Below are 21377 nucleotides of genomic sequence, written 5' to 3'. Positions count from 1 at the left end.
TTTAATTCTTGTCTTTTATACTTAAAAGTCTCAAACTATTTAATGTCACGATTAGGGTCGCACCCATATCTGCAAAAATCGCAATCCAGAGAGTAAGCCAGCCTGGAACGACTAAAAGCAACGCTAACAGCTTGATGCCAAGTGAAAATGTGATGTTTTGTTTAATAATCGTTAATGTTTTTTGGGAGAGTTTCATGGCGAATGGAAGTTTTCTTAAATCGTCTGCCATAAGAGCAATATCCGCAGTTTCTAATGCCGTGTCGGTCCCTGCTCCACCCATTGCTATCCCCACATTTGCTGCTGCAAGGGCGGGAGCATCGTTCACACCATCTCCTACCATCGCTACTTTTTCATAGGATTTACGAAGTTCTTTAATAGTTCCAAGTTTCTCATGTGGTAGTAGTTCAGACTGAATATCTGTAACACCTACTAGTTTCCCGATAGCTTCTGCAGTACCTTTATTATCCCCGGTCAACATGATTGTTTTTTGGATTCCTTGAGAATGCAACTGTTTTATGACTCCAAGACTGGATTCTCTTATTTCATCTGCAACGGCGATTAGTGCTAAGATTTCATTTTCGTTTCCAAATAATATTACAGTTTTCCCTTGGTTTTGCAATTCACTGATTTGAGCAGTGAATGATTCTATTCCTGATAAGATGCGCTCTTTGCTCCAAGTTGGACTTCCAGCGAAGTATGTTATACCGTTAATGGTTCCTTGGATACCCTTACCCGTTATAGATTGAAAGTTTTCAATATCAATCTGTTGGTAAGAGCAATCTAAATCATCCGCTTTCTTTACAATTGCCGATGCTAGGGGATGTTGAGACGCTCTTTCTAGGGCGGCTACTAGAGAGAATATCTCTTTAGTGTCACTTTCAATTTTAAGATCTGTTACAACAGGTATCCCCTTCGTTAACGTACCCGTTTTATCAAATGCTATTGCTTTAATCGCCCCAAGTTCCTCTAAATGGATACCGCCTTTTATTAATACACCGTTCCGAGCAGCGTTTCCGATTGCCGTTACGATAGAAACTGGTGTCGATATGACTAACGCACAAGGGCAACCAACTACGAGAACAGCTAATCCCTGGTAGATCCACTTCTGCCAGTCACCATCAAATAGGGGAGGGAGAACAGCGACAAGAAAGGCAACAAGGATGATTGCTGGTGTATAGTATTTTGCAAACCGATCCACGAAAGCCTGAGAAGGTGCTCTTTCTGCTTGAGCTTCTTCAACCAGATGAATAATTTTTGAGATTGTCGTGTCATCGACATGTTTGGTGACCTCAACCTCTAACAACCCTTCCTCGTTTAGTGTGCCTGCAAAGACTTCATCATCCTTTTCTTTTGTAACTGGAATGGATTCTCCTGTAATTGCCGCTTGATTGACAGAAGAGATTCCCTTTATTACACGTCCATCCATGGCAATTTTTTGTCCTGGTTTTACGATCATGACATCCCCTACCTCAATGTCATCAACCTTTACCATTTGTTCTTGGTTACCACGCTTGATCAGCGCTTCTTTAGGTGCTATATCCATCAAGGATCGGATCGATTGTCTTGCTTTATCCATCGAATAGGATTCTAAGGCTTCTGAGATAGCGAATAGGATGACAACCATCGCCCCTTCTCCCCATTCACCAATAAATGAAGCACCGATAATCGCGATTGTCATCAGAGTCCTCATATCAAAGTCAAGATGGAGAAGATTCTTAAATCCTGTGATAAACAGTCGATAGCCACCGATTACAATTGATAGGACATAGGGAATTATGGAAGTGATCGATTTCTCCCCATACATCTCAGCTGCAAGCCAACCCATGATCAGAAAAATGCTAGAAGCGATTAGGGAAGCATGCCGTTTATAAATTGCTTCATTATTTTTTTCAAACTCCTCGTTCTCTGGAACAACTTTGATATTCTCAAATGCTCCTGCTTTTTCGATTGATTTAATAGTGGTTTCTCCATATACAGTCAGTTTTAATGCTCCAAAATTAACACTTGCATCTGAAACACCATCCAGGTGTTTTACGTTCGTTTCGAACTTTTTCGCACAGCCCGCTCAAGTGAATCCAGACACACGGTATACAGTTTTGTTACCTTGCTTCGTTAAAGCTTCTTCCACGATGTTCCACCTCCTCCTGGTGTGTAAAAGTAATTTTAATCAGTTGTACTACATGCTCATCATCTAAAGAATAAAAAACCAGTTTTCCTTCTTTTCGGTATTTCATTAAGCCCATACTCCTAAGATGTCTTAGATGATGGGATGCTGTTGCAGTTGTACTTCCTACGATGTTAGCAACATCACAAACACATAGCTCCTTTTCAAGTGTAAGTGCATAAGCTATTTTAAGTCTTGTTTCATCTGAGAGAGCTTTGAAAATACTTGCTACGTTTAGCGAATTTCTTTTATTGATTTCATCTTTAACTCGAACAACTTTTTTCTCGTCAAAACAAGTTACTTCGCATACGTCTTGACTTTTCAACTTTTATCCACCTCATCCCAAACATTCAAACATCCATTTGAATGTATTATATGTAAATTGAAGAGGACGTGTCAACATTCAAGAGTAACTCCAGCATTTTGAAACCCTTTAATCTCAATTTGATGTAGTTTGTCGTGGTTGCACCATCTTTTGTTTGAGTAGTTCAGATATAATTCACCATAAACATTTTCATTTTGTTGTTTGTAATAAGTATGGTTAAGGTTTTTTTTATTAATTGGACACACATAAATGGTTTAGAACGGATTGATTCCCACATAAGAAAGCCCGTTTTTAACTTATTAGCAAAAACAGGCATTATCCAATAAATTAATTAGGTTACATTAAAACCCCATTCAAGAGTCAGTAGTCAGCTTTGGTTTAACATTTTTTATTACTACTTTGCTTTTTGGAATACTCGGCATGCTCACCAAGCTGTAACTTAAATCCTGATCTGGAACTTCATATTTCATTTGATTAACCAGATAATCAAGACTTACTTTCATAACTTCAATTGTGACCCATTCTCCAGCACAGCGATGACCCATAAATTGATCACCACCACCTTGTGGAATGAAGCTAAAAGGGCTTCCTTCCCATCTGGCAAAGCGCATCGGATTGAATAAATCAGGGCTTTCCCATACTTCTGGATCATGATTGGTACCATAAAGATCAAGTAATGTTAAGGTATCTTTTTTAAACTCATAGCCCTTCCAGACAAAATCTGTTTTCACCAGTGCCGCAACACAAGGAAAAAATGGAAAGAATCGGCGCACTTCCTGTATAAACATATGAAAATATTTTTTATAGCAGGATTGAAGTTTTTTCCTTTCTTCCGGATAATGATGCAATGCGAGCGCTATGAAATTGATAAATATAGCGTTCGCGACAATTGGTCTCAAGATATTGATTACTTCAACAGCAGCGGTGTTGATATCCAGAAGCTTTCCTTCTAGATCTTTATGCCAGGTAAATACATGTAAAGCAGTATCTTCTGGAGGATTTATTTTCCCATTACGCACCTTATTAATTAACTCGACAATCCACTTCTCCACGTTATTACGTGCATGTCTACCAAGCCAATGATTAAGGCCAATTGCGGCTGGAGTCTCGAACATCGCTGCTAAGTCTTTTGTCATTTTTTTAACATCAGCATCTTCTATAGGAACTCCCGCCCATTGACACGCCGTTCTGCACATAATTTCCTTCACTTCTTCATAGAGGGTAATTTTGTCTTTCCGTTCCCATTTATTTAGAGCTGTCATCCATTGAATTTTTGTAATGTTTGTTAGTTTTCGGATTCCTTGGGTAGTCATAATGGACATAAACATTTCTTTCCGATGTTTGTGATCTTGTCCATCCAATGCCTGAACACCATTTTTCCCAAACAATGTTTGAACTGCTCGATTTGGTGCTGCACTTTTCCTTTTGAATTTCTCAGGGTCATAAAAAATTTCAGTAGCTTCCATCCCGACCATGCATATTGCTTTTTTTCCAAGTAATCGTGTCTCAAAAACATTAGAATTAAAGCCTTGACGTCTATTTAAAATGTATCTATAACCCTCTCTAATGAAACTTAATGAATGATCTATTCCTTCCTCTCGAGGCATTTTACGTATTTCTGACATATCATTTACCTCCACTTCAATTAGTAATGGTTTATTTATTAACTATTCCTTATTAACTTTTAATAAACTTACACATTCTATACGGTGCTCAAATTGATATAATTTAACCTTATTAATGATAAGGATAAGGTCTTCAAACATGAAACTTTTGCATCCAAACTTGCAGCAACGGAAAGTCTTCACAAAATAAACATTGAACCGCCACACTTTATTAACGTTTTTAAAAAGAATTACATCTTTCTATTAAAGATGGAAGATGAATGTTATCTTATAGCCATCCCTAGAACAACTTATGCAAAAGAAGCCTCCCACGAAAATTTAGTGGGAGGCTTTTTTTAATTTCTTCTCTTATTCATTTAGCTAGTAAAATGCACTTATTTCTTCTCTTTAGGTACGATTTGATTCATAAAGGAAATGATGTCTTTTTCACTTAAGCTAGCGGTAGTCTTTTTTACAATTTTTCCGTTCTTATCAATCAAAACCGTTGTGGGTATCGGTCCAATCCCAAAAGCTTTAGTTACTTCTCTATCTTTATCCATAGGAATTGGGAAAGACAAGTGGTATCTATCTACGAAGTTCTTGACTGACACGTTAGACTCAGCTATGTTAACGGCTAGAATCTCAACCCCCTGATCTTTATATTTTTGATATTGTCGTTCCATATAAGGCATCTCCCGCTCACAAGGTTTACACCAAGTACCCCAAAAATTCAAGAAAACTCCTTTGCCACGATAATCAGATAATTTCACAGATTTTCCGTTCAAGTCTTTCAATACAAAATTAGGCGCTTGATCTCCAACCTGAACGAGAGAATTTTTTTCCTTAAAAAGGTTTATATAGAGCGTGTATCCAATTACTAGTACAAAAACACCTAGAATCAGACTCCTGTAAATAAATCGATTTTTTTTCATTTTTAACCCTTCGTTATCATATTTTTTTTCTTTAAAACTAATGTGGCCAAACTTCGATCACTCCTAAATAAAATATTACCTTATACATATTGCTCATTTATTTCAAACCCTTATTGAAAATATAGCAGTTAAATTTGTATAAAGTGTGAAGAAATAAAAATTAATACACATAAATAAAAACATCCTCCGGCTTTTCAGCCGAAGGAAAACACTACAAAGTTATATTAAACATAAAACCAAAATATAAAGTCACGATAAAAGCTAGACCAAAGGACAAGGCTAAAACTGGTTTCGCATTTTTTCTAAAGCTGATTAATATCAATAGCAAGAACAATACAGAAAGTAAACCTAAAATAACACCTAACATGGTTGGTTCTAATTGAATTTGGAAAGAAGACGGTATTTTACTTCCAAGGAAGTGCAGCATCCATGGAGCGGTCTCCACCGATTCATGAGGCGGTGACAAGGTTCCTAGTCTACTTGTAAAGAAAAATACGATCAATAATATAAGGCTTTCGATCCTCATCCAAGAAAGGGGTTGAAAGGACCAATCAGCCTTTGTTTTTTTAGCCAGTATCCCGTTGATGACAGCAAACACGAGAACGGGGATTATGCTGATATGTTTAAGCAGTAACATCTGACCATATGGAATAGCCCAGGAGTTAAGATATTCGCTTGGTTCCACGACTTTAAACATGATAAAGATGCCACTCATAAAAAGGATAACCACACATCCTATGGCTACCGGATTAAACCATCTTAAGAACTTCGCCCAGTTTTTTGCTTCCTTTGAAAACCAAGCTACTTGAAGTAGAATCCCTACCCAAACGCATACACTTAAGAAATGTACCGTATGAAGGAAAAAGCCTGACCAAAAAGATAGTGAGGCAACATGGCTCGCATATCCTACAGAACCTATCAATAGGAGCAGCCAAAATGCTTGCAAGTGTTTGGAACCTTTTAAGAATAAGGTCACCCATAGCATTACAGAAACAATCGCTGTGATAATCCAGCCTTTTCCAACGTTGAATTGTGTGAGAACCAAGTAAGTGGTATGTCTAAAACCAAAATCCTCTGCAAAATAATTGATGACATAAAGTACCGGGCCGAAGGAAAAGAGTAAAACCCCTAGTGGCATGATTAGCAATAGTGTTCTAGAAGTTATGATCTTCGGCTGTTTGGATTCTGGAACGTACTGTAAAATCACATGTCCAACGAGTAACGAAAAGAAAACATAGTTTAAGAATTCAGCGAACGGAATGAAACCGGTCATGACTTCATCTTCTTGATTCTGAAGAAAAAGACGATAGTGCCAATCACAAAGCCGATGATGATAAAGAATATCGGACTAAGACCCTCATCCTTTTTTGTATTCTCTTTGGTTAACCCTTTTTCTTCATCTTTTTGTTTATCAGAATCCGTTTCTGTTTCGTTTTCCACTGGTGAATCTACTTTTTCTTTTTGTTCGACTTGAACGTTGAACGGGATTTCTCCGTCAATAGGATGACCGTCCGTTCCGATTATCTTCCACTGGATCTTGTATGAGCCATTTTCTAATGAACGAGGCAACATGCCACTCATTGACTTTTCTTTGATCTTAACGGAATCAAGTTCAATCTCTTCCCCATCATCCTTAACGACCTTCATCGTACTTAAGTTCTCAACCTTTGTTTCGAATTGAAGGGTTATCTCTTTTAGTTCCTCTTTCACTATATCGCCATCTGCAGGACTTGATGATTTTAGTCCTGTATGAGCACTTGTGAGAGTTGGTACCATAAACGTAAGTAAGCAAAGCATTAACACAAATTTTTTCATATAAAATCACCTGTTTCTTTAAATTTCTGGAGTGGGTGTTGGTTTTGCATATCCCTTTTCATACGTTGAGTCAATTTTTTCTCGAATTTCTTTTATGGATTTGCCTTTGCTGTAATCAAGTACGGATTTTGCGGCAATTTCTAAACATACTCCGCACTTTGTCCCATGATCATCCCATACCAGAGAACCATCTGATTTATTTTCATTTATAAAACAATCGTAGTTATTCTTATGACCCGCTTCTTCACCACAGCCACAATAACAGGGCATCTTCTCTAATAACTCTTTATGCATAGCAGCAGCTTTATAGATAATCTGCATGTTTTCTGGTTTTTCAGATAAAAAAGAGGGAAGCGTCTCCATGTTCTTTGTTTCTTCTCTAATATCTGAGACCCCATGATCTGACTTTTGACTGCTTGATTCAGATTTATGATTGCTATGTTCAGCATTGCTCTTCTTAGGCTCATCTTTTGAACATGCCGTAGCTAATAAAAGGCATAAAACGAGCAGATAAGGTACTATTCTATTTATGTTCACAGTTTCTCACTCCTAAACAGTTAGCGGTTTAGCTTCAACGTTATTGTAATAAAAGAAAAGCCCCTCGTATAGACGGTTCACAATATATACATATATAAACAAATAAAAAAAGCAGTGAGTTGTCTCGCCACTTTTCACAAAGTAGTAAATAAAATTCACTTATTATTTTGTTTATAATTTCAGCAATCTATAAGATCATTCCTGCACACTTTTAAATAAACATATATAATCATTGTTTTTTACTTCGATTTTCTTCTTCTCGTTTATGACCTTCTAATAACAAATGGAAGAAGAAGTCGATCCCTTTGTTAAATCCTAAATATTTCGCACAAAAATATGGAATGATTTTAATGTTAGTGAATCTAGTAAACTTGTATAATTTCATCTCTAGCTGGTAATCCTTTAATTATGGGGTGAATACGATGTTAAACAAGAAGAGAAGGAATTTATTTTTAATTGTATTTTTATTTGGTATTTTTTTATTGAATGAGAAAAATGCTTTTAGTTTCTTTAAGGAAAATCAATTGTTGGATATAATAGAAGGGGTAAAAAAACAGGAAATAGAAATAAAAAATTGGTCTATGTTAATAAAGAAACCTATTGTTCAAACGAAAAGCAAAATTGAAATTAATAAAAAAATAGAGCAAATTAAAACTGAACAAAAAGGATTTACATGGTCGATCGAACCTTCACAAGGAAAGCACTATAAAATGATAGGGATGAGGAAAAATTTTACAGGGAATGTCAGTGAGAGAATATTGATTATCTTTTATCCTGTAGAAAATAATAGATATAATTTGAGTGTCACATACGCTGTACTTGGTAAAGGCTGGAACAGAAATGAATGGAATCGCATTTCAAAGGAATACGAGTCGGAAATGAATCGCTTTTCTGTATTTTACGCCGTTGAAGGTGTTAAAAAGCTTAAGGAACCACTAAAAACGGAAGCAACAAAGTTATTAAATCGGTTCTCTGCAAATACAGTAGAGGGTTTGTATGAAAAAAACTTCATATCAGTATCTGCTTATAATAAGATTTGGAAATCAAAAATTCCATTAGGAAATCAAAAATTTATGAATCTACACATTTCTTATCGAACTTCAAACGGTAATAATAATGATACAACCGTAACGATCGGCACCCCTATTATTACATCGGAGTATTAAAGCTGTTTTTCGGTTTGCTTCATAAATTTTTAACGTGTTAAAAAACTTTTACATGTTTGATATCATTATTATAAGAACATATGATAAATAGAACTTATCCCAACCCCATTTTTGTGTAGATATAGAAAGGTCATGCCTACTTAGAGGCATGACCTTGTTGTTTACGCCGTATATAAAAAGTTTAAGATTTGAACACTATTTTAATAACATCTTCATCATCACTCTTTAATCCTTCGTTAAAAATTAATTTTGTTTTAAAGTAATAAGACTCTTCTTGTCGAGACGCTACAAGTGATGAAGGCAGTTCGAAGGTAAATGGAATCCTAGTTTCTTCGTCTGCGTTTATGATTGTAGAAGTATGAATAGTGAAAGACTTAATTACTTGCTCCGTCTGCTTATTTATATTTTGATAAATAAGATCGCAATCTACTCTTCTAATTCCTTGTTCGATAATCCCTCCGTTTATATTGAAGTGCCCGACTACAATCTCACCAGGATAATAAGTGTCCTTCTCTAACAATAAGTCAATTTTCGCTGAACCAATTCCAATTAATGCTGTGTACTTTCTAATTAACATATAGGTCCCTCCATATTAAAAGATAAATTTCCAGTTTCAATAGTGACAAAACATTAGCAACAGCCTAGTGAAAGAAAAAAGACCTATGCTATTTTGCGGCATAGGTCTTAGAATTCAAAAAAGACCTCTACCAACAGGTAAAGGTCTTGCTAACAACAGCGTGTTGCCAATACAGCCGAGAGTAAACTCCGAATTGACGACTATACTGTAAAAGCTACTCCCCTTTAGGAGAAATATATTTTTTTCTGAAATCTCTTTAGATAGATATCGGTCATTAAGCTGTTTTACTGACCGTGTTAGAATAAATTTTTTCCAGAATGAAAGTGCATAAAGCACTGCAAACATTAACTGAATACACTACATCTCTCATGTAATCGCTCTCCAATTCATACTCTGCTAACAATTCTTTCAGAAAAAAAGATACGCTTTCTTTAGAGTAATCCTTTACCGCAGGCAAGGTCAGTCGATTTACCAAATTCAAAGTCTTTACCTTATTATCTAATGTTGCTTCATACTTCACGTGAGGTATCATGTAATCTTTAAATTCCCACCTTTGATTATGTGGAACGCAAAAAAAGTCAGTAACAAAATGGCAAATGACACCCATTTCAATTTCAATTCTTTTTTGTTTTTGTTTATCTAATAAATGGATTGCTGGTGTATTAATAAGAGCAACAACTTTATCTACGACAAAATCAAAACTCTCTTCTATATAATGTTTTCGTTTGGCAAGTTCAGGAACAAAATCTGGTTTCATATTAGCCCAATAGAATGTTGATTTGTTTAAGTCATACTGAACATTTTCTTTAACATGTGTCTTTATATGAAAAGCCATCACTTTATGTGAATATGCAAACAGAATAAACAGTCCTTTCTAATAGAAACATTATTTTCATAAACATAGTACATTCGTGAAATTTAGTCAACTTGTGTAATGTTTTTATATGTTATTAATTAATCGATTACCGATAAATGTCCCGGTCTAATAAGCTATGTTAAGGAAACATGAAATGGATAACCTAAATTCGAATAAATGATAAAGTACTGTATACACCGTATTTTGGTTAATACTCATTGTAAGCTCTGGCTTCTCTATGTGTGCGTATATTGCCTTTTTGATTGAATAAGATAATTTAAAACCCTCTTTAAAAACTTTGTAATTTCTCTCATATTCCCAGTTTAGAATCCCAAAATGATTATGGTATATCTACAAACACTAAGAAAAAATGACCTTGGAGGGTTTATAATTGAAAAGATGGATGCTTTCGTTAGGATTAATGACAGGACTCCTTGCATTGTCAGCTTGTAGTTCTGGAGAAGCTTCAGATTCAGAAGCTATTGTAGAGTCGAACGTGGGAGAAATCACGAATGAAGATCTTTACGCTAAATTAAAAGCTCGATACGGAGAACAAGTTCTTAGCCAAATGGTTGACCAGATGGTACTTGAAAAAAAGTATAAGGTAACTGACAAAGAAATAAAAAAAGAAATAGAAAAGATCAAGAAAGAATCTGGCGGGGAAGATGCGTTCAAAAAGCTTCTTGAACAGAACGGAATTACTGATGAAAAAGCACTTGAAGATCGTATAAAAACTATGCTCGTCAGCCAAAAAGCCACAACAGATGGCGTGAAAGTTTCAGCAGAAGAAATGAAGAAAGCATTTGAAGAAAAATTCAAAACTGAGGTTAAGGCTAGTCACATCCTTGTTGACGATGAAAAAACAGCACAAGAAGTAAAAGAAAAACTCAATAATGGTGGAGATTTCGCAAAGCTAGCAGAAGAGTATTCAAAAGATCCTGGATCAAAAATGAAAGGTGGGGATCTTGGCTTTTTTGGTAAAGGAGCCATGGTACCTGAATTTGATAAAGTTGCTTTTACAATAGAAAAAAATAAAGTAAGCGATCCGATTAAATCTAATTATGGCTATCACATCATTAAAGTGACTGATAAACGAGAGAATACTTTTAATGATAAAGAAAAAGAAATAGAAGAACAAATAAAACAAGAAAAAGCAAAACCAATTACTGAAATCGTAGAGAAGCTTCGCAAAGATGCAAATGTAAAGGTTAATGACAAAGAGCTAAAAGGGATCTTAGAGAAGAAGCAAGAACAAACTCCTCAAATGCCTCAATAATTTTTTTTTCAAAACTCGTTTTCGTAAATAAATAGCAAAGAATTCAAAAGAGCATCTAATACGATGCTCTTTTTTGATGGGATCGTAAAGGTAAAGACCACCATTTAGTAAACATCATACGTATAAAATAAAACTTAAATTGTGCTGGTATTGCTTTTATTGTGTCAGCACATTATTGTGCGCTTCAAAGCATTTCCGATTGTGAATCACAGTAAAGATAAGGGGAGCGTTTTCTCTCCTTTAAGGTACTTGGACATTCCATTTCTGAGAAAATAAGAAATAAAGGAAGAGATTTTCATCTCCTCCTTCTATGCTTTACATGCAGCCTTTTTCTTTTAAGCTTGTATAGTCTGCATCGGCATTTACTATCAGATGATCTAATACATCAATGCCAAGCATCTTGCCGGCTTCTGCTAATCGCTTCGATACTGCAATGTCTTCTCCGGATGGTGTGATATCTCCACTTGGATGCTGGTGCGAGACGATAATCGAAGCTGAGTTGTTTAAGATCGCCGCCTTGAATACCTCTCTTGGGTGAACAATACTTGAATTAAGAGCTCCTACATGACATCGGTGGACGGCTACAACTCTATTTTTCGTATTGAGACACATCACGAGAAATACTTCCCTGTCTTCATCTCCTATGAATGCAGCTGCAATCTTTGCTCCATCGATTGGTGAACGAATCATGTGACTCTCTCCTTCTCTCACCTCTGCGATAACTTGCTTGATTTGAAGAATTTCATACAGTTTTTCCATGCTTCAACAGCTCCCTTCTTTGTTTGAAGGCCAACTAATCTTTGCGATAAGAGCTGTCAAGGGACTTGAAGTTTGTGCAAGTTTTTTGGAGTGTTATCAAAAAAGTTCACAAAGTTTGCGGAGAGATAGCGAAGCATCCCTTTACTGATCTCATGAGCGAACGATTACACTTAAGAGAACAAAGAGGAAAGAGAAAATACTTTTTATTTTTCGGTTAAAAAGTACATCTAATAATTTAATTCTTGCTATTGACCTTCAACAATCGCACCAGTTAGTTGAAAAGAAGATCTTTGATAAGGAGTAACCTACCCCATTTTAATTGGTATTTGTCAGCCACCCTCTATACAAGTTGCAGTAGAGCTCCCAACAGCAGTATTTAATTTTTCAAGAAGTATAGATAGATGTTGTTCTTCCACTAATGTTTCTAAGGATTGATTTATAATTGGGATACGATATTTATTGAAAATTTCTGCCGTCATTTCCCAAACTTCAACTATTGCTCGGGGGGACATATTTGATTGTATAACCACTCTATTCTCCTTTTGCTTAATTTTATTTTAGATCTGATTCAATAAACCTCGCCTTTTGTTCAATAAAATAGTATACTTCTCCTTTTTGAAGAATTCACAAAGTTAGTGCAATCTAATTTAAAACGTTGTTTTTTACTAAAGCTTTATAGTAAAAATACAATAAAAAATAAGGTGCAAGATATGAAAGAAAAGTCCAACCTATATTCCAATTGTTACTGTATTCAACCCTTCCAATTATTAGATAAATGAACTCTAGTCCTGTTGTTACTAAAGAAAAAACTAATATAGTGAATAAAGCTTTTTTGTATTTTCGTATTAATAATATAAGTAAGAATGCCAAGATACTGTATAAACCTAAATTGAATGGCAGCTCAGCAATGGTATCATCATCAAATGGTTTTACGTTCCAAAAACCAAAATAAAAACCGAGTTCATCAACAAAAAAGGCTAATACACTTCCGAATGGAGCTATCGTTAATAGAAGTGCTTTATTCATTTTTTTGTGAAACATTAATATTATAGACCAGGGAACTAGGAAGGCAACAAAAATGTTAAAGAACATAATTAAATAATCACCCCTATCATTTTTCCTCTTATCCTTTCTAAATTTGACTGTTTCTATTGGTAATTAACACAAACTATCCCATAAAAGAGTTATTCTTGAGTGGAGGACTAAAAAATGTAAAAATATTATTTACTCCCTGCCATAAAAGGAACTTTATTCATCCCTTATGCTTTAGGTGAACATTCTACATTATTCATTTAACATCCTGCTTTTCAACTAACCCTTATTCTAATATCTGGCCCATTGAATAAATATAAGAAAAAAGATGTCCTTTTTAGCAAGACATCTTTCATTTTTATAATGGTTCAGCATCTAATTGTTCAAATCCATTGACTAACCACTTCTCTCCTTCCTTTTGTAAAAAGACTTCCAAAGTAATACGAGAGTTTTCTTTTTGATTATTAGCTAAAGATGTTATAGTCTCCTCAAATGTAACGACAGCACTACTGTTCTCACCTTCATTTTTGATGTAAACCCTTGAATCATTGACTTCATGTTCATAGAGAAGCTTTTCCCCTTCTTCAGTAGAAAAGTACTTGTTGAACAGTTCTTGTGTTAATACTGTTTTTGCTTTTTCACATCTTTGTTCAAGTTGATCATCTTTCACATGAAACATGGACTGTATAAAAACATTAATGCTCTCTTCAATCTTTGCATTTTCAGTTTCGTTGACTTCTTTTTCGTTCATTCTAGTATTGGTTTTTAAAAATTGTATTTGATCTTCTTTTCGTTCAACTTCTTTTGTAAGTCTATTAATTTGGACAGCTTGCTGATCGATTGTTCGAAAGCCGAACCAGATAAGTAGAATTAATATAATCGTGAAACCTAATAAACCTGTCTTTACTATGAATTCCTGTTTCAAATTTTCCTCCTCCCTATAAACCCAGTAGAGTATGTGGATTTAGGTGATTACTCCATTTGGATTCTTTAATTTCAAAATGGAGATGGGGACCTGTTGAATTTCCTGTGCTACCGCAAACTCCAATATTCTGACCGCTTTTGATCGATTCACCTTTTCTAACATTCGCCTCCGATAAGTGAGCATAACCGGAATATAAGTTATCTCCATGTTTCAATATAACTAAATTCCCATAACCTGCAGCTCCGTTTTTATTTTTATGAAAACCAGAATAAACGACTTTTCCTTCACTTGCTGCATGAATAGGTGTTACATGATTGATACAACCAAAGTCGATACCTTTATGATTCTCTTTGCTACCATCAGACCAAGTTCTCCATCCGAATCCACTGGTTACGTTCTTCAAACCTTTTATAGGAGACGACCAATCCCCCTTTCCTGAAGCAGGAAGAGTGTAATCATAGTACTGCAAAACGGCATCCACATAGCCAATATCTCCATAGCAAGCTTGCTCCGCTAAAGATTCAGGGCGTACGCAGCTATAAAGTCCAGTGTGTGCTAACTTTTGATATTGTTGTTGTGAAAATGCAATCGCTAGCTCTTTTGTATACTGCCCTCCATTTTGGTTCACATAGTCGATGAAGCCACTACCAAAATTATAGCTTTGAATGGTCGTTTTCAAATCACCCTCTGCTTCCTTAAGCATTGCAGAAAAGTACTTTACACCTTGCTCAATAGATTTTTCAGTATCTTTAATACACCCAACACTTCCACATAAGCTTTCACTCGCTTGCATTGGATCGTCACCTTTTCCTCCCGACTCTTGCATCATAATAGCAAGTAGAACACTGACATATTCGCTCACTTCGTATTCTTTTGCGTATTTCTCTACCGTTGCTTTATGTTTAAGGACATTTTGACTGACATTAGCCGTTCCTTCTTCTAACGTATTGTTTTTACCACCAAATAATTGATCAGCCATCATTAATACCATAAAGGCACTTCCGAAAAGCAGTCCAATAAATAGAATGATAGGTAGCAGATATTTCAGTACCAATACCCATATGGCTGTCTTCACTTTTACTTCTACAGCTTGTCTTATCAACTGGCATCCCTCCTAATCCTTGCTAGACGAACGAAGTCGGGGTGTTCGATTTAACTTTCCATGGGTCTGCTCCAATTGATTTTCGAAAGTCTTATCTTTTATTTGGTACGGGTTTCTTGCTGAAGATTGAGTCCGTTTAGGAGAGGTCATCGATTCTATTTTTTGTTTACGTGCATTTAATTGCTCGTTCTTGTCAGGGTTAGTGATTTGATTGGATGGTGAAGTTTTCTTATTTTTCATTAAGAAATTCTGTTCATCCTTATTGAATGATTGATGTTTTAATTTCTTCGGTTTCCGGTATTGGGATGGTAAGAATGAAGAATGGGAAGATGATTGTTCCATGGCAACAGCGGTGTCTTGTTTGGGTTGGTTGGGATATTTAAAGCTTCTTGAATGGGAACTACTAGTCTTTCCATTGGGACGAATAGGATGAACGTTTCCTGAATGTCTGCTTGAAGAGCTGTCTTGATCATTGGTATTTGTATTTTTTATTGCTGAGAATCTTCTTATAGGTTGACGAAGTTGTGAAACAGCACCTTGCATACCTCGTTTTGCTTTACTAATAGATTTACGATTTAAAGTAGATGCCCCCATTTGATGAAGATTTGGTGTAGCACCCTCTAACATACTAAGAGCAAACTGACGCTTGGAGTACATGAAGACGATTGCCACACAAAACATGATTTGAATAAAGATTCTGTAATAAATGTCATCCGACATGTTTGTCATCTCATACCCCAATGAAATAAAACTAGTCGCCACTAGTACAAAGAACATCGTCACTGACTTAAAAAGAATGAGAATGGTTGTCCCTTTCAGGTATCTGCCAACCAGTGCTTCAAAACTTGGAAACAGACTGATAAAAATCATGATGGGTGCTAAAAGCAGCATCATGATAAAAGCGAACTGCAGCATCACACGAATTAATGCGATAAAGAAAAACACGACACCTTGTATAACCGTTGAAAGTATCATAACGAGAATGTAACCGGCTTGCTTCCATCCATTACCCGCAAAGATATTTTTGTTATCGTATTGATCATATTCTTTCTGAGCAATTTCTTCTCGTTGTTTTACCCCTTCCTCAATTCTTGGGTCTGCTTTTAAGTAGTCACTGATTCGATTAGTATCTTCGGCCAGTATCTTCTTTTCCTGTGTAGTCCCATACTGTAGTAGTAGGTAAGGTTTATAGATTAACGCATCAAATACTTTATTCTCAATGCCAATAGAAACATTTTTTGCTGTGTTCTTATCAAAGCTATTAAACTGAAAAGCATCATCATCATTAAGAGTTGGATTGACACTCATTACAGCATTTTCTAGTGATGTAGAAAGACCATGTGCAAGGTCGATATAATTGAACTTCTTAGATTGAATGGAAAATAGGAGAGTAAGGCTTAGTAGAATTAGAGTTAATAGTTTAAAGAACGCCTGCCAGTTTTGTTGAATATAGGATCTTACAACGATTCCAATGGAAGCTACAGACAGTGCAAACAAGCCAAAATTAAATGTAAGGGTGCCGGCAGTTCCAGCTGTTATTTCATGGACGGCATCCTTTGTCATGTCCACTACATCGAGCGAAAAGAGTTGATAAACGACCATCATCGTGATTTGTGAAAGTACAATATTGATCATCCAAAAAAAGTTTTTCACCGCAGTTGCAGTCGCCGAACCTGTTTTCGCTGCGACATCCCACCAGCCATCATCCGCGTATGACATTAACTCATACGCAGATTCATCTCGTTCTTTCGCCTTTCTTTCCGTTTCTTCTGCAAAAACCACACTCGATTGAAATATGAGCAGAAGTAAGAAAAAGAAGGAAAGGAAAAATGGATGTTTCACATCCTTCACCTCCTCTAGTAATTAACACATTGATCGGAGTTAGATTTATAATTATTTGTTCCATAGGAGATTTTATAATCTTTCATAATAAAATCTCTATTATATTTATCATCCTTCGTTTTCCAGGAAACAATATAATCGCCCTTAAATTCTGATTTTCCATTTTCGATAGCTTCACAAGCTTTTACTAGCTGAATATCTTCTGCAGAATAATTCCCATCCTTAATTACTTTTTGTTCCAGTGCTTTCTTTGAAACGGCTTCATGAGTCTTTTTTCCATCAAGTCCAAGTTCGTTTGTCCCACATCCTCCTAAAAGGAAAACCCCTAATCCTATTAAAATCATTTTTTTCATAAGACTCTCTCCTCTCATGTTCAGCGAAAAGCTTCTTCCATTTGTACGGCTTGTGATTCTTTTTCAGTCGTTTTGAATGCTTCAAACCATTCGTCAAACAGGATATCAATTGCGATGGCTTGATTGCGGCCAAGATGGTCTTGGAATAGACACATACCCGACTTCAGAGAACTGACTACTTCGATATTTGCTTGGTTTTCCTCCATATCATAAAAACGTAAGATAGGTCTGATCGAATCATCTGACTTAGGACGGAACGAAAACTTGATTCCGATCTGTTCTTTAGTGGTGTCTACATTGAAGTCATCGAATGCTTGTGTAACAAGAACAATGTCTGTTCTCAGTGATCTGCCTGTTCGTAACATTTCATCGATAAGGTTCTGTCCATCTGCTGATCGTTTGAGTGTCCATGCTTCATCAAAAATGATCATGGCTTCTTCCTCTTGATTGGTAGAAAAAGTATGAACATATTTAGAGATTGACATCATCAGGCAAAGACCGATACGTTCTTCCTCGTTCATGTTTTCAGATGCAGGCAAACGCAGCCCCTGTAGTCCTAGTACATTAATCTGCTTTTGAAAATCAAGTCCTTTAGAATCTTCCTTTCCAAATAACATTCTCCCTAGTCCGTGCCGATATTTTTCAATGAATTTCCCAAGCGTATGATCTTTCTTCTGAATTCTTTGAAGTACTCCTGTTAGAGTAGGATTACTTTCTTGGTTAACTTCGTCAATGATGGCGTCATAGATTGTTACACTTTCATCACGAGATCCTCTAACTTCTGCTAACGTATTTAAAATCATCATTGCTGTTTGAATCGCTTGGTCGCCTTTTAAAAAGACGAGTGGATCTAGAGCACCGTGATACACACTATCTTCAGAAAGATGAATAAAGTTGATACGTTCGTATAGCGAGCGAAATTCTGGAATTTCACCAAATTTCTTGAGTGCCCTTTGATAATACCGTTGAAATTCATTCTTCGGATCAATATAGAGCACTTTTGAACCAAAAAAGGTACTCCAAGTAAAGAAATTCTTAACAAGCATCGACTTTCCGCTGCCTGGGGGACCAGTTATCAGGATGTTCCCATTCGTATGATCAGCTCCTGAGATTGCCTTTTTGGTCAAAAGGGGATTAAAGATGACTACGTTATTATTGATCTCTCTCGCTTGTTCCACATGAGATAATTTCTTTCCAGTTACCACTTTCCCTAGAACCATGCCAAACCGATTTCCTACACGATTGTTCAAGTTCATCCCAGTTTGTGCCAGATAAGATTCATCGACAACTTGTTCGAAGTACTGATAATCCACATATGAAGCTGGTAGGCTTTGTGAAAAAAGAGTAAGTTGGTCTACCAGAGGTTTTGTGACTTGAAACCCCGTATTTTTAAATAATGTTTGAAGAGCTCCTATCTTTTCATCCAATCCATTTTTACTAACGTCTGAGACAACAAGCGTAAATGTCATGAACAATAGCTGCCGTTTATTGGACTTTACATCATCAAGTAAGGTTGTTAGTCTGTCAGATGCCATCTCGACAATTCGGTCATCGTCTGCGGTATGAGTGGATTGAATTTCACGATCAAAGTTTGTGAATCGACGTTTTAATTTTCTCACTTGCCGAGCATTAGATCCGTTTTCCTTAAAATGATATCGAATCTGTATTTCAACAGGAAACGAAACACTCTCTAATATATCTTGAATGAAACGATAACCTTCAATAAAAGCCGGCATTTCAATGAAAGGCAGAAACGTTAAAAATTCTTTATGATTTTCGTGTGTAACGGTTAAGTAGCCGTACTCGTTCTTAATGACACCCTCTGTTAGATTATAAGAACCTTCAGGTATCGAAAAAAGATCACTGGTCCGATGAAACATATAATAGATCAGTTTATCCATCTCATCTTCACTTAGCTTTTGGAGGTGTTTAAGATTGGAAGCTTTAGAACTAAAGGTACGTTCCAACTCTTCGTAATAGCTAAAATCATCTTCTGCCTGCGTCTGAAAAAACATCATTTTAGAAACATCTTCTCTTACTCTCTTAAAAAAGAGGGAGATTAGTTCACCTGCGTTTGCGGATACTGCATCATCTGTTTTGTTCAAATGAACGCCTACATATACATCGTATTCATGTAAGAACACTTCTTCCTGTAATACCCTTGAAGCACGGTTGAAGTACTTATGTCCGATATCTGAAAACTCACCTTGAACAATATGCTCATTTACCACTTTCGTAAATGTGTCAAAGTCAAATCTCTTTGGAAGAATCATAATGTGATAATCATATTCTTCTTGTGTTAAGAATGCAGCCGTGTTTTCCATATAGCGTTTAAAGTCGTTATCGCTGTTTAATCTGACATACTCTTCATCGAGCCGATAAAAAGCCCAAACCTGCTTGCGTTTGTTAAACGCCATATTCATATGACGGTGTGCGATTGGAAATTCCAATACGTCTTTCAATGGCTCTCACCTTCTTTTTTTAGAAGAAATGGTTCAAACGTTATTTCTTTCTCCAATTGGTCACTTGCTACTTCGATAAAATGTTCATAAGACATGTTCTTTGTTCTGTAAAAAGTAATACGGTCTCTAACAAAAGGAATAACCCCTTTATGGTCATACTTCAGATTGAAAACAATGAATGTAATCACACCTGGGATAACGGTCAAAAGTATCAGCCAGTTCTTTACGAAAAAACGAAACAGATTGGTGTCATTTTTAATCCCAACAAGTACAAAAGATAATAAAAGAACGGCTGCAAGAACGATAGCAAAGATCATCTTTCTGACTTCAAGTCCGTTGGCGAATTCAATCGACCAGATTCGGTAGATTTTGATGGGGTACTTGTATTCCTGCGTATAATTTTCTCCCTTCATCCCACTCTCCTCCATCCATTTTACGAACCAAAATGTTTATTGAAACAACGCATTTCCGAGACCTTTTGCTAGCTCTTGTAGTTGCGGACCGAAAAAGACAACGACCAAGCAGCATAAACCAAGCGTTAGACCTGACCAGAACTGACCCCAATCTTCTCTTGTATAAGCGACTAATGCCCGAATGACCATGATTAAAAGGACTAAGAAGCCAATCTGCGAGATCAGGTTTTGAGTCACTTCCTGAAGACTAAAATTTATCATCGTTTTTCCCTCCCTATTCGATTCGAGTAATAAAGAACTTATTGTTTTCTTTTTCAAGCTTTAACTCATAAGAATAAAGATCACTCATTGATGTCTCACTGTTCTGGTAATGAACATCAGCATTTACCGTGTATCCAGAATCCATTTTCACGGCTTCACGCACATTCACGTCTTGAAGTGTCTGGTCTTCTAACCCCCCAGTAACGTCAGCCATGAATGGCAACTTCTCATCGCTCACTCCATATGAAGTGAAAAAATCGTTTAAGAAAGACTCCAGGAGTTTTGTTTCAGTAGAAGTGACCGGTTCTCCTTCCGGCATTTTCCCTTCATAAGACATGGTAGTCTTTAAATCTTCTTGAATCATATTGGGGTTCTGATAGACCGCAAAACCCTCTCCGTTACTTGTTACTGGAACTATGATATCTGTTTCGTATTTAGTAGTATTCGGAATTGATCTACCGTCTTTTTCTTGAACCTCAGTAATTTCATAGACAGTCTGAAATTTGACCTTCGCTTCACGGTTACTGAGGTGTTTTGTATCAATGTATTGCAGATCAGTGACTCGTCGCTCTCCTTTAAAATCTTTCAAATCTGCGACACGTTTTAAATCAAATCCTGATACAAAGTACTCTGAGAGCTCACCTTTACGGTCTTGGCGTTCTTTTTCGTCTTTAGGTACAGTTAGATAACTTTTTAGAAAATCTTCGGTAAACACTTCGATAGAATCAGAATACAAAAGATTAGTTTTCTCTACTTCTTTTAGCTGGTCATGAACATTTTCTTCAGAGGCTTTGACGGAATTTCGGATGGCTTGATATTTCGTAAAGAAAACCACATTGAATAACAGTGATAGAAACATAACAGAAAAAAAGAGGATAGACGCTGTTTTTGCAGCGTTTTTTCTTGAATAGGATAAACGGCGTTTGTTTTTTGAAGTGGATTGTTTTTGTTTAGAAAAAAGCATAGACTGATTCAC

Annotated in this window: 21 protein-coding genes; 2 read left to right on the top strand and 19 right to left on the bottom strand. The window is 36.2% G+C overall.

Annotated features, from left to right (window positions below):
- Position 1 precedes the first annotated feature (1 nt).
- The 7 genes from IHV11_RS01570 to IHV11_RS01540 form a co-directional block, all read right to left on the bottom strand.
- Positions 2-2128: a heavy metal translocating P-type ATPase gene (locus IHV11_RS01570; protein WP_312035281.1), complete on the bottom strand. Its 2127-nt coding sequence runs from the start codon at positions 2126-2128 to the stop codon at positions 2-4.
- Entirely contained in the window at positions 2100-2489 is a 390-nt protein-coding gene (locus IHV11_RS01565) for an ArsR/SmtB family transcription factor (RefSeq protein WP_197129690.1), read from the bottom strand. The genes IHV11_RS01570 and IHV11_RS01565 overlap by 29 nt, the downstream gene beginning before the upstream one ends.
- 353 nt (positions 2490-2842) lie before the next feature.
- Complete coding sequence (locus tag IHV11_RS01560) at positions 2843-4114, bottom strand: cytochrome P450 (protein ID WP_197129687.1); 1272 nt, start codon at positions 4112-4114, stop codon at positions 2843-2845.
- 374 nt (positions 4115-4488) lie between these two features.
- Positions 4489-5025, bottom strand: a complete 537-nt coding sequence (gene resA, locus IHV11_RS01555; protein WP_197129684.1) for a thiol-disulfide oxidoreductase ResA — start codon at positions 5023-5025, stop codon at positions 4489-4491.
- 211 nt (positions 5026-5236) lie between these two features.
- Complete coding sequence (locus IHV11_RS01550; protein ID WP_197129680.1) at positions 5237-6298, bottom strand: copper resistance D family protein; 1062 nt, start codon at positions 6296-6298, stop codon at positions 5237-5239.
- Complete coding sequence (locus tag IHV11_RS01545) at positions 6295-6840, bottom strand: copper resistance CopC family protein (protein WP_197129676.1); 546 nt, start codon at positions 6838-6840, stop codon at positions 6295-6297. Before IHV11_RS01545 ends, IHV11_RS01550 begins: the two co-directional genes overlap by 4 nt.
- Positions 6841-6858: 18 nt before the next feature.
- Positions 6859-7377 carry a PCYCGC motif-containing (lipo)protein gene (locus tag IHV11_RS01540; protein ID WP_312035280.1) on the bottom strand — a complete coding sequence of 173 codons (519 nt, stop codon included), beginning with the start codon at positions 7375-7377 and terminating at the stop codon, positions 6859-6861.
- 422 nt (positions 7378-7799) lie between these two features.
- Between IHV11_RS01540 and IHV11_RS01535 the strand changes: the two genes are divergently transcribed.
- Positions 7800-8543, top strand: coding sequence for a YwmB family TATA-box binding protein (locus IHV11_RS01535; protein WP_197129673.1), 744 nt, complete (start codon positions 7800-7802; stop codon positions 8541-8543).
- A 181-nt stretch (positions 8544-8724) separates the two neighbouring features.
- On the opposite strand, the gene IHV11_RS01530 is transcribed toward IHV11_RS01535, so the two are convergent.
- Positions 8725-9120, bottom strand: coding sequence for a sporulation protein (locus IHV11_RS01530; protein WP_197129670.1), 396 nt, complete (start codon positions 9118-9120; stop codon positions 8725-8727).
- A gap of 274 nt (positions 9121-9394) precedes the next feature.
- On the bottom strand, positions 9395-9955 hold the full coding sequence (locus IHV11_RS01525; RefSeq protein WP_197130015.1) for a zinc dependent phospholipase C family protein: 561 nt from the start codon (positions 9953-9955) through the stop codon (positions 9395-9397).
- Between the two features lie 412 nt (positions 9956-10367).
- Between IHV11_RS01525 and IHV11_RS01520 the strand changes: the two genes are divergently transcribed.
- The gene (locus IHV11_RS01520) at positions 10368-11252 is read left to right on the top strand and encodes a peptidylprolyl isomerase (RefSeq protein WP_197129666.1); all 885 of its coding nucleotides are present in this window, start codon (positions 10368-10370) and stop codon (positions 11250-11252) included.
- 315 nt (positions 11253-11567) lie between these two features.
- Here IHV11_RS01520 and IHV11_RS01515 read toward each other — a convergent pair whose 3' ends face one another.
- From IHV11_RS01515 to IHV11_RS01470, 10 genes are all read right to left on the bottom strand, one after another.
- The gene (locus tag IHV11_RS01515) at positions 11568-12011 is read right to left on the bottom strand and encodes a JAB domain-containing protein (RefSeq protein ID WP_197129663.1); all 444 of its coding nucleotides are present in this window, start codon (positions 12009-12011) and stop codon (positions 11568-11570) included.
- A gap of 642 nt (positions 12012-12653) precedes the next feature.
- Positions 12654-13103, bottom strand: a complete 450-nt coding sequence (locus tag IHV11_RS01510) for a CBO0543 family protein (RefSeq protein ID WP_197129657.1) — start codon at positions 13101-13103, stop codon at positions 12654-12656.
- A gap of 298 nt (positions 13104-13401) precedes the next feature.
- Positions 13402-13968: a hypothetical protein gene (locus IHV11_RS01505; RefSeq protein WP_197129653.1), complete on the bottom strand. Its 567-nt coding sequence runs from the start codon at positions 13966-13968 to the stop codon at positions 13402-13404.
- Between the two features lie 13 nt (positions 13969-13981).
- The gene (locus IHV11_RS01500) at positions 13982-15070 is read right to left on the bottom strand and encodes a lysozyme family protein (RefSeq protein ID WP_197129650.1); all 1089 of its coding nucleotides are present in this window, start codon (positions 15068-15070) and stop codon (positions 13982-13984) included.
- 12 nt (positions 15071-15082) lie between these two features.
- Positions 15083-16912 (bottom strand): CD3337/EF1877 family mobilome membrane protein, encoded by a 1830-nt coding sequence (locus IHV11_RS01495; protein WP_197129647.1) that lies wholly within the window; start codon positions 16910-16912, stop codon positions 15083-15085.
- Between the two features lie 14 nt (positions 16913-16926).
- Positions 16927-17265 carry a hypothetical protein gene (locus tag IHV11_RS01490; RefSeq protein ID WP_197129644.1) on the bottom strand — a complete coding sequence of 113 codons (339 nt, stop codon included), beginning with the start codon at positions 17263-17265 and terminating at the stop codon, positions 16927-16929.
- A gap of 20 nt (positions 17266-17285) precedes the next feature.
- Entirely contained in the window at positions 17286-19727 is a 2442-nt protein-coding gene (locus tag IHV11_RS01485) for an ATP-binding protein (protein WP_231607360.1), read from the bottom strand.
- The gene (locus IHV11_RS01480; RefSeq protein ID WP_197129641.1) at positions 19724-20140 is read right to left on the bottom strand and encodes a TcpE family conjugal transfer membrane protein; all 417 of its coding nucleotides are present in this window, start codon (positions 20138-20140) and stop codon (positions 19724-19726) included. The genes IHV11_RS01485 and IHV11_RS01480 overlap by 4 nt, the downstream gene beginning before the upstream one ends.
- Before the next feature lie 36 nt (positions 20141-20176).
- Positions 20177-20401 carry a hypothetical protein gene (locus IHV11_RS01475; protein WP_231607359.1) on the bottom strand — a complete coding sequence of 75 codons (225 nt, stop codon included), beginning with the start codon at positions 20399-20401 and terminating at the stop codon, positions 20177-20179.
- Positions 20402-20414: 13 nt separating this feature from the next.
- Positions 20415-21377: a conjugal transfer protein gene (locus IHV11_RS01470; RefSeq protein ID WP_197193534.1), complete on the bottom strand. Its 963-nt coding sequence runs from the start codon at positions 21375-21377 to the stop codon at positions 20415-20417.

Origin of the sequence: Fictibacillus sp. 26RED30, from assembly GCF_015903845.1 — a bacterium.
Taxonomy (GTDB): domain Bacteria; phylum Bacillota; class Bacilli; order Bacillales; family Fictibacillaceae; genus Fictibacillus; species Fictibacillus phosphorivorans.
Note: the sequence above shows the minus strand (reverse complement) of the source record. Positions and strands in the feature narration are given on the sequence as shown.

Excerpts from the sequence above, each read along its gene's own strand:
- IHV11_RS01560 (WP_197129687.1), bottom strand. The coding sequence starts at position 4,114 with ATGTCAGAAATACGTAAAATGCCTCGAGAGGAAGGAATAGATCATTCA.
- IHV11_RS01490 (WP_197129644.1), bottom strand. The coding sequence starts at position 17,265 with ATGAAAAAAATGATTTTAATAGGATTAGGGGTTTTCCTTTTAGGAGGA.
- IHV11_RS01525 (WP_197130015.1), bottom strand. The coding sequence starts at position 9,955 with ATGGCTTTTCATATAAAGACACATGTTAAAGAAAATGTTCAGTATGAC.
- IHV11_RS01545 (WP_197129676.1), bottom strand. The coding sequence starts at position 6,840 with ATGAAAAAATTTGTGTTAATGCTTTGCTTACTTACGTTTATGGTACCA.
- IHV11_RS01550 (WP_197129680.1), bottom strand. The coding sequence starts at position 6,298 with ATGACCGGTTTCATTCCGTTCGCTGAATTCTTAAACTATGTTTTCTTT.
- IHV11_RS01535 (WP_197129673.1), top strand. The coding sequence starts at position 7,800 with ATGTTAAACAAGAAGAGAAGGAATTTATTTTTAATTGTATTTTTATTT.
- IHV11_RS01475 (WP_231607359.1), bottom strand. The coding sequence starts at position 20,401 with ATGATAAATTTTAGTCTTCAGGAAGTGACTCAAAACCTGATCTCGCAG.
- IHV11_RS01480 (WP_197129641.1), bottom strand. The coding sequence starts at position 20,140 with ATGAAGGGAGAAAATTATACGCAGGAATACAAGTACCCCATCAAAATC.
- resA (WP_197129684.1), bottom strand. The coding sequence starts at position 5,025 with ATGAAAAAAAATCGATTTATTTACAGGAGTCTGATTCTAGGTGTTTTT.
- IHV11_RS01515 (WP_197129663.1), bottom strand. The coding sequence starts at position 12,011 with ATGGAAAAACTGTATGAAATTCTTCAAATCAAGCAAGTTATCGCAGAG.
- IHV11_RS01510 (WP_197129657.1), bottom strand. The coding sequence starts at position 13,103 with ATGTTCTTTAACATTTTTGTTGCCTTCCTAGTTCCCTGGTCTATAATA.
- IHV11_RS01530 (WP_197129670.1), bottom strand. The coding sequence starts at position 9,120 with ATGTTAATTAGAAAGTACACAGCATTAATTGGAATTGGTTCAGCGAAA.